General features: G+C 62.9%; 13 protein-coding genes and 1 pseudogene. 13 read left to right on the plus strand and 1 reads right to left on the minus strand.

Annotated elements, in window-relative coordinates; genetic code table 11:
• Positions 1 to 18 precede the first annotated feature (18 nt).
• From B0G76_RS06815 to B0G76_RS06855, 9 genes and pseudogenes are all read left to right on the plus strand, one after another.
• Entirely contained in the window at positions 19 to 903 is an 885-nt protein-coding gene (locus B0G76_RS06815) for an alpha/beta fold hydrolase (RefSeq protein WP_120296241.1), read from the plus strand.
• A gap of 103 nt (positions 904 to 1006) precedes the next feature.
• A pseudogene (locus tag B0G76_RS06820) lies at positions 1007 to 1838 on the plus strand (3',5'-nucleoside bisphosphate phosphatase).
• Between the two features lie 132 nt (positions 1839 to 1970).
• Entirely contained in the window at positions 1971 to 2606 is a 636-nt protein-coding gene (locus B0G76_RS06825; protein WP_120291148.1) for an L-threonylcarbamoyladenylate synthase, read from the plus strand.
• 47 nt (positions 2607 to 2653) lie between these two features.
• A complete protein-coding gene (locus B0G76_RS06830) occupies positions 2654 to 3316 on the plus strand; it encodes a site-2 protease family protein (RefSeq protein WP_120291150.1) in 663 nt (220 codons plus the stop codon).
• 6 nt (positions 3317 to 3322) lie between these two features.
• A complete protein-coding gene (locus B0G76_RS06835; protein ID WP_093633534.1) occupies positions 3323 to 4525 on the plus strand; it encodes a tryptophan--tRNA ligase in 1203 nt (400 codons plus the stop codon).
• 16 nt (positions 4526 to 4541) lie between these two features.
• Positions 4542 to 5153: a bifunctional 2-polyprenyl-6-hydroxyphenol methylase/3-demethylubiquinol 3-O-methyltransferase UbiG gene (locus B0G76_RS06840; protein ID WP_259460524.1), complete on the plus strand. Its 612-nt coding sequence runs from the start codon at positions 4542 to 4544 to the stop codon at positions 5151 to 5153.
• Between the two features lie 43 nt (positions 5154 to 5196).
• Positions 5197 to 6111 (plus strand): 4-hydroxy-tetrahydrodipicolinate synthase, encoded by a 915-nt coding sequence (dapA, locus tag B0G76_RS06845; RefSeq protein ID WP_120291154.1) that lies wholly within the window; start codon positions 5197 to 5199, stop codon positions 6109 to 6111.
• Between the two features lie 129 nt (positions 6112 to 6240).
• Complete coding sequence (gene bamC, locus B0G76_RS06850; protein ID WP_120291156.1) at positions 6241 to 7380, plus strand: outer membrane protein assembly factor BamC; 1140 nt, start codon at positions 6241 to 6243, stop codon at positions 7378 to 7380.
• Positions 7381 to 7387: 7 nt separating this feature from the next.
• Positions 7388 to 8161, plus strand: coding sequence for an MBL fold metallo-hydrolase (locus B0G76_RS06855; RefSeq protein ID WP_120291158.1), 774 nt, complete (start codon positions 7388 to 7390; stop codon positions 8159 to 8161).
• 154 nt (positions 8162 to 8315) lie between these two features.
• Here the strand turns inward: B0G76_RS06855 and B0G76_RS06860 are convergent, their stop codons facing one another.
• On the minus strand, positions 8316 to 9014 hold the full coding sequence (locus tag B0G76_RS06860; RefSeq protein ID WP_054038214.1) for a Bax inhibitor-1/YccA family protein: 699 nt from the start codon (positions 9012 to 9014) through the stop codon (positions 8316 to 8318).
• Positions 9015 to 9335: 321 nt separating this feature from the next.
• Between B0G76_RS06860 and ndk the strand changes: the two genes are divergently transcribed.
• From ndk to ispG, 4 genes are all read left to right on the plus strand, one after another.
• Complete coding sequence (gene ndk / locus B0G76_RS06865) at positions 9336 to 9761, plus strand: nucleoside-diphosphate kinase (protein WP_120291159.1); 426 nt, start codon at positions 9336 to 9338, stop codon at positions 9759 to 9761.
• Positions 9762 to 9944: 183 nt separating this feature from the next.
• Positions 9945 to 11096, plus strand: a complete 1152-nt coding sequence (gene rlmN, locus B0G76_RS06870; protein ID WP_120296242.1) for a 23S rRNA (adenine(2503)-C(2))-methyltransferase RlmN — start codon at positions 9945 to 9947, stop codon at positions 11094 to 11096.
• Positions 11097 to 11311: 215 nt separating this feature from the next.
• Positions 11312 to 12514: a helix-turn-helix domain-containing protein gene (locus B0G76_RS06875; RefSeq protein ID WP_120291161.1), complete on the plus strand. Its 1203-nt coding sequence runs from the start codon at positions 11312 to 11314 to the stop codon at positions 12512 to 12514.
• Between the two features lie 100 nt (positions 12515 to 12614).
• Positions 12615 to 13919: a flavodoxin-dependent (E)-4-hydroxy-3-methylbut-2-enyl-diphosphate synthase gene (gene ispG / locus B0G76_RS06880; RefSeq protein WP_183082009.1), complete on the plus strand. Its 1305-nt coding sequence runs from the start codon at positions 12615 to 12617 to the stop codon at positions 13917 to 13919.
• Position 13920: the final 1 nt, after the last annotated feature.

Below are 13920 nucleotides of genomic sequence, written 5' to 3' on the forward strand. Positions count from 1 at the left end.
TTTTTGGGCGTGCCGTTCATGAATACCTCCAAGTCTGAGTTCGTCGCCGTGCGCGGCATCCGTCTGCACGTGCGGCGCTGGGGCAATCCGGATGCGCCGATGCTGTTCATGCTGCACGGCTGGATGGACGTGGCGGCGTCGTTCCAGTTCGTCGTCGACTCATTGGGCGGCGACTGGCAGGTAATTGCGCCCGATATGCGCGGCTTCGGCCTGTCGGACTGGCCGGTCGCAGAGCGCGGCGGCGGCAACTACTGGATCCAGGACTACCTCGCCGATCTCGACGCACTGGTCGATCACTACGCCCCGACCGGCGAAGTCAATCTGGTCGGCCACAGCATGGGCGCGAACATCGCCTGCCTGTATGCGGGCGTACGGCCGGAACGGGTGCGGCGCGTGGTCGATCTGGAAGGTTTCGGCCTCGCGCCTTCGCACTCGGCGCAAGCGCCCAAGCGTTTGCGCAATTGGCTCGACGAGTTGCGCGATCCGCCGCAGCTCAAGCACTACGCGTCGCTGGATGACGTCGCCGGGCGCCTGATCAAGACCAATCCGCGTCTCGCTTTGCAGCACGCCCAGTTCCTCGCGCAGCATTGGTCCAAGCCGGACGGAGAAGGGCGCTTCATGCTGCTCGCCGATCCGGCGCACAAACTGCGCGGCCCGACGCTATACCGCCTCGACGAAGTGATGGCCGTGTGGCGCAAGGTCACCGCCAAAGTGCTGCACGTCGAGGCCGCCAACTCGCCCACGCTCGCACAGATCGCCGGCGAGATTCCGCTCGACGAATTCAAGGCGCGTTTCCAGGCTTTTCCGAACTGGCGCGAGAAGATCATCGACGAAGCGGGGCACATGGTTCATCACGACCAGCCGGAGCAGGTCGCCGCGCTGATCGAGGGCTTCTGCGCCTGAACCTTGCAAATAGGCTTCGGTGCGAGATCCGCTATCGTGAGATAGCGCTGCGGGCATTTACTGCGTTGCAGTAAAATGTGTGCTGAACCTTCTCAAGACAAAGATGAACGCCGACCTCCACTGTCACTCCACCGTTTCCGACGGCCAGTTCGCGCCGGCCGATGTCGCGCGCCGCGCGCACGCGGGCGGCGTGACGCTGTGGGCGTTGACCGATCACGACGAACTGGGTGGCCAGCACGAAGCGCGCAGCGCCGCCGAGGCGCTTGGCATGGACTACCTGAGCGGCGTGGAAATCTCGGTGACATGGGCTTCGCGCACGGTGCACATCGTCGGACTCGGCGTCGATCCTACGAGCGCGACGCTGATCGATGGCCTTGCGCGCACCCGTAACGGCCGCGCGGCGCGCGCCGAAGCAATGGGCGAACAGCTGGCCGCGCTCGGCATTCCCGACGCCTATCAAGGCGCGCTCAAATACGTCTCGAACCCGGACATGATTTCGCGCACGCACTTCGCGCGCTTCATGGTCGAAAGCGGCTACGCCAGCTCGACGCAAGACGTGTTCACGCGCTTCCTCGGCGACGGCAAGCCCGGCTATGTGTCGCATCGCTGGGCAAAACTGGCGGACGCGGTGGGCTGGATCCAGGCGGCCGGCGGCGAGGCGGTCATCGCGCACCCAGGTCGCTATGCATACTCGCCAGTCGAATTCGACGCGTTTTTTTGCTGAATTCATCGACCTCGGCGGCAAGGCGATCGAAGTGGTGACGGGCAGCCACACACCGGATCAGTACCGCGAATACGCGGACGTGGCGCGCCGCTTCGGCTTCGAGGCCTCGCGCGGTTCCGACTTCCACGCACCCGGCGAGGGCCGCGTCGATCTCGGCACGCTGCCGCCGCTTCCTTCCGATCTCAAGCCCGTCTGGGAACGCTGGTTGTGATCGCGCGCCGTGCCGCAGCGGCACGATTTGCGCGACAACCGTTGCCCGGAGTGCGTGCATTCGCCCGATCTTCCACCCGGCTTTCCATCCGAGTTTTTCTGCACCGTCACCCGTAGCCACCGATAGTCAAAAATGTCCCAATACTTTCGGCTTCATCCGGATAACCCACAGCCGCGCCTCGTCAAGCAGGCTGTGCAGATCATCAATGATGGCGGCGTCGTCGCGCTGCCGACGGATTCCAGCTATGCGGTCGCCTGTCATCTCGACGACAAGGACGCGGTCGAGCGCTTGCGGCGGATTCGCGGACTCGACGAGAAGCAATTGCTGTCGCTGCTGGTGCGCGATCTGTCGGAGCTGGCGAACTTCGCCATGGTCGACAACCGGCAGTACCGCCTGATCAAGTCGGTCACGCCGGGCCCTTACGTGTTTGTATTGCAGGCCACCAAAGAGGTGCCGCGGCGCCTGTCGCATCCGTCGCGCAAGACCATCGGGCTGCGGGTGCCGGAGCACGCCATCACGCTGGCGATTCTCGAAGAACTCGGCCAGCCGCTGCTCGGCTCCACGCTGATCATGCCGGGCGAAACCCAGCCGCTGAACGACCCGGAAGAAATCCGCGAGCGGCTCGAAAAACAACTGGATCTGGTGATCGACGGCGGCCCATGTGTGTGCGAGCCGTCTACCGTGATCGATTTGACCGGCGCGGAGCCGGTGCTGGTGCGGGCAGGGCGCGGTTCTCTCGCGCCATTCGGTCTCGAAGAGACGGCATGAGCGAAAGCGGACAGACGCACGCAATCGCGTTGTTACAATAGTGAGTTATGGATTCTTCCCTGATACAGACCATTGCGGTTTACGCGTTGCCGGTGATTTTCGCGATCACGCTGCATGAAGCCGCGCATGGCTACGTCGCGCGCTGGCTCGGCGACAATACCGCGTACGTGCTCGGCCGCGTTTCCATCAATCCGATGAGGCATATCGATCCGCTCGGCACGATCGCGATTCCCCTGCTGTTGTACTTCGCCACCAGCGGCGCGTTCATGTTCGGCTACGCGAAGCCGGTGCCGGTTGCCTTCGGCAATCTGCGTAATCCGCGTTGGGGCAGCCTGTGGGTCGCGGCCGCCGGGCCGGCCTGCAATTTCGTGCAGGCGTTGGTGTGGGGCCTGGTCGGCGTCGCGCTTGCGGTGCTGAGCGTCGACGAGCCTTTCTTCACGCGCATGGCGGCAGCCGGCGTCGGCGTGAACCTCGTGCTCGGCGTGCTCAATCTGTTTCCGCTGCCCCCGCTCGACGGCGGCCGTGTGCTGATGGCGCTGTTGCCGCCGCGGCAATCGATCGCGCTGTCGCGCCTTGAGCCGTACGGCTTTTTCATCGTGATGGCGCTGGTCATGACGGGCACGCTCACGCGTTATTGGCTTAGCCCGCTCGTGACGCTCGGCTACGGTGCCATTACCGCAATTCTGACTCCTCTTGTTTCGCTTTTCTAAATAACCATGTTCCCAGACCGTATCTTCTCTGGCATGCGGCCCACCGGGTCGCTGCACCTCGGCCACTATCACGGCGTGCTGAAAAACTGGGTGCGGCTGCAGTCCGAATACCCGTGTTTCTTTTGTGTGGTCGACTGGCACGCGCTGACGACGCACTACGAAACGCCCGAAGTGATCGAAAAGAACGTGTGGGACGTGCTGATCGACTGGCTCGCATCGGGTATCGATCCGGCGCAGGCTACGCTCTTCATCCAGAGCAAGGTGCCCGAGCATGCGGAACTGGCGTTGCTGCTCGGCATGAGCACGCCGCTCGGCTGGCTCGAACGCGTGCCGACCTACAAGGAGCAGCAGGAGAAGCTGAAGGACAAGGATCTGTCCACCTACGGCTTCCTCGGCTATCCGGTGCTGATGGCGGCGGACATTCTGCTGTACCGCGGCTCGCTCGTGCCGGTCGGCGAAGACCAGGTGCCGCACGTCGAAATGACGCGTGAAATCGCGCGCCGCTTCAACTACCTGTACGGCCGCGAACCGGGCTTCGAAGAGAAGGCCAACGAAGCCGCGAAGAAACTGGGCGGCAAGCGCGCCAAGCTTTATCACGAGCTGCGCAACGCCTATCAGCAGGAAGGCGACGACGAAGCACTCGAACAGGCGCGTGCGATGTTGCAGGAATCGCAAAGCCTGTCGATGAGTGATCGCGAGCGCCTGTTCGGCTACCTCGAAGGTTCGCGCAAGATCATTCTGGTCGAGCCGCAGGCCATGCTGACCGAAGCGTCGCGCATGCCGGGTCTGGACGGCCAGAAGATGTCGAAGTCGTATGGCAACACGATCGGCCTGCGTGAAGACGCGGAAACTATCACCAAGAAGGTCCGCACCATGCCGACCGATCCGGCCCGCGTGCGCCGCACCGATCCGGGCGATCCGGACAAGTGCCCGGTGTGGCAGCTGCACCAGGTCTACACGGACGAAGCCACGCACGAGTGGGTTCAGAAGGGCTGCCGGTCGGCTGGAATCGGATGTCTCGAGTGCAAGCAGCCGGTGATCGAAGGCATTCTGCGCGAGCAGCAGCCCATGCTCGAGCGCGCGCAGAAGTATATGGACGATCCGTCGCTGTTGCGCGCGATCGTCGCCGACGGCTGCGACAAAGCCCGCAAGTTCGCCACGGAAACGATGCGCGACGTGCGCGAGGCGATGGGCCTGTCGTACAACTGAGCGCCGAGCTGAAAAGATGAGCATGCCCGTTGCGATGCCGGACGGTCCCTCGCACGGAAACGGCGAACCGTCGCGCTGGGTGCGCGACTGGGCGCATCTGGTCGCGGCGGGCGGCGTGGTGCTCGACGTGGCCTCGGGAACCGGGCGGCATGCGCGGTTCTTTGCCTCGCTGGGCCATCCGGTGACCGCGCTCGATCGAGACGCGGCGGCGTTGGACGCCCTGCGGGACGAGCCGCTTGTCACCACGCACGTGGCTGACATTGAAGGCGCCGCATGGCCGTTGCCCGCCGAGGCGAAATTCGCCGCGATCGTGGTGACGAACTACCTGCACCGCCCGCTGTTTCCGCAGCTGTTGCGCTCGCTCGCGCCTGGCGGCGTACTGGTTTACGAGACCTTCGCGCAAGGCAACGAAAGCGTCGGCAAGCCGTCTAACCCGGCGTTTTTGCTCGCGCCCGGCGAACTGCTCGACGTGGTGCGAGGCCACCTTCGTGTGGTCGCATTTCAAGACGGATTTCTCGCGCAGCCGCGCCCGGCTTACGTCCAGCGGATATGCGCAATTATGGAGGCGGATCGCTCAGCCGGGCACGCAGAGGCGGCACCCCCGCCTTGTTACGAGCTGGCTGGCTAATCCGCTACAATCGCGGTTTACCTGATCAAATTCATGGCGTTTCATGACTAACGGCAATCAAAGCAGCACTGGCGGCGTTCAGATTCGCGGCAGCATCCCTGCCATCATTACTCCGATGCTGGAAGACGGCGGCCTCGATCTGCCGGCGTTTCGCAAACTGATCGACTGGCATATCGCAGAGGGCACGAACGCACTGGTCGTGGTCGGCACGAGCGGCGAGTCGGCCACGCTGTCGGTCGAAGAACACGTGCTGATGGTCAAAACCGCAGTCGAGCACACGGCGGGCCGGATTCCGGTGATCGCGGGCTCGGGCGGCAACTCCACGACCGAAGCCATCGAACTCACGCAGCAAGCCAAAGAAGTCGGCGCGGACGCCACCTTGCAGGTCGTGCCGTACTACAACAAGCCGACCCAGGAAGGCATCTACCGCCACTTCGCGAAGATCGCTGAAACCGTCGATCTGCCGGTGATCCTGTACAACGTGCCGGGCCGTACGGTCGCGGACATGAGCAACGAAACGATTCTGCGTTGCGCGCAGGTGCCGGGCATCATCGGTGTGAAGGAAGCGACGGGCAACATCGATCGCGCCGCGCACCTGATCAAGTCGGCGCCGGCCCATTTCGGCATTTATAGCGGTGACGATCCCACGGCGATCGCGCTGATGCTGCTTGGCGGCCACGGCAATATTTCGGTCACGGCGAACGTCGCGCCGCGCGCAATGAGCGATCTGTGCAAAGCCGCGCTTGCCGCGGACGCGAAGACCGCTCGTGAAATTCATTTGAAACTCCTGTCGCTGCATAAGAACCTGTTCATCGAGTCGAATCCGATTCCTGCGAAATGGGCGTTGCAGCAACTGGGTCGTGTGCAGGGCGGAATCCGCCTGCCGCTCACGCCGCTCGACGCGCAATACCACGAAGTGGTGCGCGGCGCGTTGCGCGAAGCGGGTCTGCTGGGCTAAGCGGGCTCGACCCGGCACCCCCAGCGCCAACGAAAGCCTGCCACCGGCACTCCCTTAACCGACGTCGATCCAGCCCACGTTCCCGGCACACAGAACCAGGCACCGCGTTCCAGCATCACGAAGGACCTCATGAAACGTTCCGCACTTTCCCTCCACGCAACCCGCATGGCGGCGCTGGCGCTTGCCCTGGTAACGCTCGCCGGCTGTGACACGCTGAACGACTGGTTCGCCTCCGACCGCGTCAACTACAAGGGCGCGGGCAGCGCACCGCCGCTCGCCGTTCCGGGCGATCTGACCACTACGCCGACCGATCAGCGCTATGTGGCGCCGCCGGCCAATCTGGCGCTGGGCGGCGCGCAGCAACGCGCGGTCACCGCCGCGGGCAATTCCACCGAAGGCCAGCCGAATGCGCAAGACCCGCTGGGCATGCACATCGAGCGCGACGGCGACCGTCGCTGGCTGGTAGTCGACGGCCGCTCGCCGGAACAACTGTGGCCACAGTTGCAGGAGTTCTGGCAGGAAAACGGCTTCGCGCTGAAAACCGATGCGCCGGCCACCGGCATCATGACGACCGATTGGGCTGAAAACCGCGCCAACATTCCGGACGACTGGTTCCGTCGCACGGTCGGCAAGGTAATCGACTTCGCCTACTCGTCGGGTACCCGTGACAGCTTCCGCACACTCGTGTCGCGCGGTCCGGCTGACGCCACGGACATCTCGATCACGCATAGCGCGATGGAAGAAATGCTGACGGGCCAGGACAAGACGTCGTCACGCTGGGAAGAGCGTCCGCGCGATCCGGCGCTGGAGGCACTGTTCCTGACGAAATTGATGCAGAAGTTCGGCCTGACCGAAGCGCAGTCGAAGCAACTCCTGACCGACGCCCGCCCGGCCACGGCGCCGGCCACGATCGACCAGAGCGCGGGTGCCTCGACGCTCGATCTGCAGGAATCGTTTGACCGTGCATGGCTGCGCGTGGGTCTCGCACTCGATCGTACCAACTTTACCGTCGACAACCGCGACCGCTCGAAAGGCATCTACTACGTGCGTTACGCAGATTCGATGCAGGAGCTGAAGAAGGAAGGGCTCCTCGGCAAGCTGTTTTACAGCGGCAATTCGTCGAAGAAGCCGGGTCAGGAATTCCTCGTCAACGTGCGCTCGAAGGGCGACACTGTGACGCAAGTGGCGGTGGTGGATTCAAACGGGCAAGTGGATAACTCGTCGGACGCGCAGCGCATCGTGACGTTGCTGCACGCACAACTGAACTAAGCGGGCTGTGCGCTTCGCCAGTCTCGGCAGCGGCAGTGAAGGCAATGCCTTGCTGGTGGAAGCGCAAAGCGGCGCGACCACCACGCGTGTTCTGCTTGATTGCGGCTTTTCGGCCAAGGAAGTCGAGCGGCGTTTGACGCGGCTCGGTGCGGGCGTCGAAGGTCTCGACGCCATTCTGATTACCCATGAACACAGCGACCACATTGGGAGCGCGCTGACGCTGGCGCGCAAGTGGTCGATTCCGCTGTACATGAGCTGGGGCACCGCCCGCGCGGTGGGTGCCGACGAGGCCGATGTCGACCTGCAGGTGCTGTGGGGCGACGAGGCGGTAGCGATCGGCGACCTCAGCGTCCTCCCTTACACCGTTCCTCATGACGCCCGCGAGCCGCTGCAATACGTGCTCTCCAATGGCGCAAGCCGGCTTGGCGTGCTGACCGACGTCGGCACTTCCACGCCGCATATCAGCGCGGTGCTGAGCGGCTGCGACGCGCTGGTGCTCGAATGCAATCACGACGTGCGGATGCTGGCGGCAAGCCGATATCCCCAATCGCTGAAGGCACGCATCGGCGGCAATCACGGGCACCTGAACAACGAAGCGGCGGCTGAAATTCTGGCCTCACTCGACCGTTCGCGCTTGCGCCATCTGGTGGCCGCGCATCTGAGCCAGCAGAACAACTCGCCGGAACTGGCGCAGGCCGCCATGGCGGGTGTGCTCGGTGCCGCGCCCACCGAAGTGGTGGTTGCCTCTCAGGATGAAGGCTTCGCCTGGCTGAGCTTGTGATCCGTCTCCGATTAGCTGGCATCGCCGTGAGTCGCGCTGCGATTCGTCATTGACCGGCGGTGCCATGAAAAAAAGCCCATGACGATTGCTCGCCATGGGCTTTTTCCTGTGGGGCGGCGTTTCGGGCGCCGCGCCTTACGTCAGACTGTCAGACTTAGTTGCGGTTGCCGCCGAAGATGCCGAGCAGCGCAAGCAGATTGACGAACACGTTATACAGGTCCAGATAGATCGCGAGGGTGGCGGTGATGTAATTCGTCTCGCCACCATTCACGACGCGCTGGACGTCGAACAGCATGTAGGCCGAGAAAATCACGATTGCCAGCACCGACACCGTCAGCATCAACGCCGGCAGGTGCAGGAATACGTTCGCGACCGAAGCCAGCAGCAGCACGATCACACCCATGAACAGCCACTTGCCGAGACCCGAGAAGTCACGCTTGCTGACCGTGGCGATCGTTGCCATGGACGCGAAGATCACACCAGTGCCACCAAAGGCCAGCATGATCAGCGACGGGCCGTTCGAAAAACCGAGCACGAAGCTCAGGATGCGCGACAGCATCAGGCCCATGAAGAACGTGAAGCCGAGCAGCACGAATACGCCGATGGCGCTGTCTTTGGTTTTCTGGATGGCGAACATGAAGCCGAAGGCGATCGCGAAGAACGCCAGCATGCTCATGCCGGGGCTGGTGGCGGCGAACAGCGAAAAACCGGTGGCCACGCCAACCCAGGCGCCGAGCACTGTCGGAATCATGGACAGCGCGAGCAGCCAGTAAGTGTTCCGTAGTACGCGGTTGCGTGTTTCGACCGTGCTGACCGCGCCATTGCGGCCAAAGCTATACGGATGATCGTTCATGGTCTCTCCTTACCTCAGAAGCGTGTTGCGTGATGGTTGCGCCGGGTTGCGCCGCGAGTTGCGCAGCAGATTGTGCGTCAGGCAGTGCAGCGCCGGCCGGAATTTCTGCCGCCAGTCGCAGGGTGTTCATTCCTAAGATTGGCGCGGTGGCGGGGAGTTTCAATACCCGGAAAATCTCCACACGGCCTACGCTACCAGCATTCACCAACTCCTGCTTGGAGTCTTTCAATGCTGTAAGGGTTCAATCGCAATCATACACGGGAACATGCTACAATAGCGGATTCATTTGAATCTGTAACCTCTTAATTTTTTGGAGTTTTTATGACGATCGAACGCACCCTGTCGATTATCAAGCCGGACGCAGTGGCCAAGAACGTGATCGGTCAGATCTACAGCCGTTTCGAAAACGCTGGCCTGAAGATCGTGGCTTCGCGCATGGTCCAGTTGTCGCGCGCTGACGCAGAGAAGTTCTATGCTGTGCACGCCGCACGCCCGTTCTTCAAGGACCTGGTTGATTTCATGATCTCGGGCCCGGTGGTCGTGCAAGCGCTGGAAGGCGAAAACGCGATCCTGAAGCACCGCGACCTGATGGGCGCAACCGATCCGAAGAAGGCAGAAAAGGGCACGATCCGCGCTGACTTCGCCGACAGCATCGACGCTAACGCGGTGCATGGCTCGGACGCAGCTGAAACGGCTGCCGTCGAAATCGCGTTCTTCTTCCCGCAAGTGAACGTTTACTCGCGTTAAGCGGGTTACAGCGACCGGCGCTGTCCGCGCATTTCGTGCGCAGCCATTGGATTTGTCGCACGAATCCGCACGAACAGCGCGGCAAAGTAGTAAGGTAAAGCAGCAGGAATGGGCGCGAACGGCATTGCGTTCATGCAGCTTGTTGCATGAGCGTAGTCTCGCACTGAAATGGCAGGATTCGATATGACGAGCAGTCCCACCGTCAACCTTCTCGACCTCGACGCCCAAGGGCTTGTCGCCTACTGCGACAGCCTGGGCGAGAAGCCGTTTCGCGCCAAGCAATTGCAGCGTTGGATCCATCAATACAACGCTGCCGACTTCGACGGCATGACAGATCTGGCGAAGTCCTTGCGCGAAAAGCTCAAAGGGCGCGCAACGATCACGATGCCCGGCATCGTCAGCGACAATATTTCGACCGACGGCACGCGTAAGTGGCTGATCGACGTCGGCAACAGTAATGCGGTTGAAACCGTTTACATCCCTGAAGAAACGCGTGGCACGCTGTGCGTTTCGTCGCAGGCCGGGTGCGCGGTCAATTGCCGTTTCTGTTCGACCGGCAAACAGGGTTTCTCCCGCAATCTCACCACCGGTGAAATCATCGGCCAGCTGCGCATGGCCGAATTCGCGCTGCGCGCAACGCGCGGAACGGACGGCGGGCGCGCCACGGGCGGTGACGGTAAGGGCGAGCGCGTTGTCACGAACGTGGTGATGATGGGCATGGGCGAGCCGCTGCTCAATTACGACGCGGTGGTGCCCGCCATGCGCCTGATGCTGGACGACAACGCGTACGGCCTGTCGCGCCGGCGTGTCACACTGTCCACCTCGGGCGTGGTGCCGATGATGGACCGGCTCGGCGCCGATCTGCCGGTGGCGCTTGCGGTATCGTTGCATGCGCCGAGCGACCCGCTGCGCGACATGCTGGTGCCGCTGAACAAGAAGTATCCGCTGCGCGAACTGATGGCTGCCTGTCAGCGCTATCTGAAAGTTGCGCCGCGCGATTTCATTACATTCGAATATTGCATGCTCGACGGCGTGAACGACAGCGAAGCGCAAGCGCGCGAATTGCTGGCCGTTACGCGCGACGTACCCTGCAAGTTCAACCTGATTCCGTTCAATCCGTTTCCCGAATCGGGCCTCGTCCGCTCGAAACCGGAACAGATCAAGCGGTTTGCACAAGTGCTGATGGACGCGGGCGTCGTCACCACAGTGCGTAAAACACGCGGCGATGATATCGACGCTGCCTGCGGTCAGTTGGCCGGTGCGGTGAAAGACCGCACGCGCCTCGCTGAGCGCACCGGGAAGGCGGCTAAAGTTATCGAGGTTCGTGCCGTGTAATCGTCTGAGGTGGCAAGGCGGGGTGCTCGGAGGAAAGCCATCCGGGCGCGCAAAACCCGCCGTGTCATCGGCGATTGAAAAGAAAGTTTGCAGAAGCGATCGGAAGCGGCACATAAGGCCGCGCATTTTGTTATAAACGGTCTGCGATTCAGACGTGAGGCTTTGGCCCGTCCGGGTTGCACGAGTGAAAAAGAATCGACGCGAAAGGATTTGGGATGAGTGAGCCGCAGCACCCGCAGCCGCAGGACACAGACGCAAACGAAGGCCACCCGGCGCCAGTCGCGCGGGCGGTGGTACAGCCTGTTGTGCAGCCGGGCCTGGGGGGCCTGGAATCGTTGGCAGCGGTTGGCGCGCGCTTGACCCAATTGCGTGAATCGAAGGGCTGGACGATCGAAGACGTGTCGGCGCGCCTGAAGGTATCCGTCACCAAGTTGCGTGCGCTCGAATCGGGCGACATCAGCCATTTGCCTGACACGACCTTCGCGCTCGGCGTGGTGCGCAGCTATGCGAAGATGCTCGGTGCCGATCCCACGCCGTTCACGCAGGCTCTGCGCCGCGAGAAGGGCGTGCCTGCGCCGGATCTGTCGATGCCGGCTTCGTCTGGCAAGGATTTGCCGCGCGGCCGCGTTTCGCTGTCGCTTGGCGGCAGCGGGCAAAAGAGCCGCTCGTGGCTATGGGGCATTGCGGCGGTGATCGTCGCGGTGATCGCACTCGGCATGTGGCATACCAATGGCGGCGAATCGTCGGCGTGGCTTGCACGGTTGAAGGCGAGCGCTAACGGTTCCGAGGGTGGCGCGACCGGGGCATCGGGCGCGGTGGCGCAGGGTCAGGCGGCAGGCTCCGAGGCAACAGCGGAAGATGCTGCTTCAGCGCCGGAAACGCAGGCCGCAGCGGGTAACGCAGCGTCGGCTACACCGATGCCCGCGCCGCTCGCTACGGGTACGGCGCCGTCTTCCGCGCCGGCTGTCGCGGCGGCAGCAGTTGCGCCGAAGGCTGGTTCGCAGGCCCAGGCTGCGACGCAAGGCGCGAACGTGCCGGTGGTCGCCGCGATAGGCGCATCAGCCGCAGCAGATGTGGCAACTGCAGCAACTGCAGCAACTGCAGCAACTGCAGCAACTGCAGCAACTGCAGCAACTGCAGCAACTGCAGCAACGGCGGCGCCGGCTGCGGGTGAGGCGATCATCGCGTTGCGCGTCACGCAAGACAGTTGGTTCAGCGTGCGTGGCAAAGACGGCAAGGAGTTGTTCTCCGGCCTCGTCCGCGCAGGCGATACGAAGGAAGTGACGGGTGCAGCGCCGTTCAAGGTCACGGTCGGCAACAAGGCGGGCCTCGAGTCGCTTACGCTCGATGGCGAGCCGGTCGATCCGTCCAAATATTCGGCAGCGAAAGGTAATGTGGCGCGCTTCGCGTTGCCTTGATTAGATACGGTATGCGTCGCGGCCAACCGGGTCGCGGCGCTTTTTCAATTCAGGCGCTACGTTTTTTGTGTGGCGCATGCGGCGTAAATGGGTTTTTTCGATGCAATCCGAAGCTCAATCCCAATCCAGTAGCAAGATCGTTTCAAACGAACCCGTGTTCGGCGGCCACGCTGCGCGGCGCAAGTCGCACGCGGTCGACGTCCGTTGGGGCGGCCAGCTCGTCACGATCGGCGGCGATGCGCCCGTGCGCGTGCAGTCGATGACCAATACCGACACCGCGGACGCGATCGGCACGGCTATCCAGATCAAGGAGCTTGCGCAAGCCGGTTCAGAACTGGTGCGTATCACGGTCAACACGCCGGAAGCGGCGGCGGCCGTGCCGGCTGTTCGCGAGCAGCTCGACCGCATGGGCGTCTCGGTGCCACTGGTCGGCGATTTTCATTACAACGGTCATTTGCTGCTGCGCGATTACCCCGCGTGCGCGGAGGCGTTGTCGAAGTACCGGATCAATCCGGGCAATGTCGGCCACGGCGCGAAGCGCGACACGCAGTTCGCGCAAATGATCGAAGCGGCAGTGAAGTACGACAAGCCGGTGCGGATCGGCGTCAACTGGGGCAGCCTCGACCAGGACCTGCTCGCAAAGATGATGGACGAAAACGCCGCGCGTTCCACGCCGTGGGAAGCGCAGAGCGTGATGTACGAGGCGCTGATCCAGTCGGCGATCGGCTCGGCGGAGCGCGCGGTCGAAATCGGCCTCCCGCGCAACAAGATCATTCTGTCGTGCAAGGTCAGCGGCGTGCAGGATCTGATCGCGGTGTATCGTGAACTCGCGCGCCGTTGCGAATTCGCGTTGCATCTGGGTCTGACCGAAGCGGGCATGGGGTCGAAGGGTATCGTGGCGTCGACCGCTGCGTTGTCGGTGTTGTTGCAGCAAGGCATCGGCGACACGATCCGCATCTCGTTGACGCCGGAACCGGGCGGTCCGCGCACCGGTGAAGTGATCGTCGGCCAGGAAATTCTGCAAACCATGGGGCTGCGCTCGTTCACGCCGATGGTGATCGCGTGCCCGGGTTGCGGCCGGACCACCAGCACGCTGTTCCAGGAACTGGCGTCGCAAATTCAGACGTATCTGCGTACGCAGATGCCGGTGTGGCGCGATCAATATCCTGGCGTCGAGAAGATGCACGTGGCGGTGATGGGCTGTATCGTCAACGGCCCGGGCGAATCGAAGCAGGCGAATATCGGCATCAGCTTGCCGGGTTCGGGCGAAAATCCGGCCGCGCCGGTCTTCGTCGACGGCGAGAAGGTCAAGACGCTGCGCGGCGAAAACATTGCGCAAGAATTCCAGCAAATCGTGAGTGACTACGTCGAGCGCCGCTACGGCCGCGCCGAAGCACTCAACTAAA

The sequence above is a fragment of the Paraburkholderia sp. BL23I1N1 genome, assembly GCF_003610295.1.
Lineage (GTDB): Bacteria > Pseudomonadota > Gammaproteobacteria > Burkholderiales > Burkholderiaceae > Paraburkholderia.

Excerpts from the sequence above, each read along its gene's own strand:
- B0G76_RS06815 (WP_120296241.1), top strand. The coding sequence starts at position 19 with ATGAATACCTCCAAGTCTGAGTTCGTCGCCGTGCGCGGCATCCGTCTG.
- B0G76_RS06825 (WP_120291148.1), top strand. The coding sequence starts at position 1,971 with ATGTCCCAATACTTTCGGCTTCATCCGGATAACCCACAGCCGCGCCTC.
- B0G76_RS06830 (WP_120291150.1), top strand. The coding sequence starts at position 2,654 with ATGGATTCTTCCCTGATACAGACCATTGCGGTTTACGCGTTGCCGGTG.
- B0G76_RS06835 (WP_093633534.1), top strand. The coding sequence starts at position 3,323 with ATGTTCCCAGACCGTATCTTCTCTGGCATGCGGCCCACCGGGTCGCTG.
- B0G76_RS06840 (WP_259460524.1), top strand. The coding sequence starts at position 4,542 with ATGAGCATGCCCGTTGCGATGCCGGACGGTCCCTCGCACGGAAACGGC.
- dapA (WP_120291154.1), top strand. The coding sequence starts at position 5,197 with ATGACTAACGGCAATCAAAGCAGCACTGGCGGCGTTCAGATTCGCGGC.
- bamC (WP_120291156.1), top strand. The coding sequence starts at position 6,241 with ATGAAACGTTCCGCACTTTCCCTCCACGCAACCCGCATGGCGGCGCTG.
- B0G76_RS06860 (WP_054038214.1), bottom strand. The coding sequence starts at position 9,014 with ATGAACGATCATCCGTATAGCTTTGGCCGCAATGGCGCGGTCAGCACG.
- ndk (WP_120291159.1), top strand. The coding sequence starts at position 9,336 with ATGACGATCGAACGCACCCTGTCGATTATCAAGCCGGACGCAGTGGCC.
- rlmN (WP_120296242.1), top strand. The coding sequence starts at position 9,945 with ATGACGAGCAGTCCCACCGTCAACCTTCTCGACCTCGACGCCCAAGGG.
- B0G76_RS06875 (WP_120291161.1), top strand. The coding sequence starts at position 11,312 with ATGAGTGAGCCGCAGCACCCGCAGCCGCAGGACACAGACGCAAACGAA.
- ispG (WP_183082009.1), top strand. The coding sequence starts at position 12,615 with ATGCAATCCGAAGCTCAATCCCAATCCAGTAGCAAGATCGTTTCAAAC.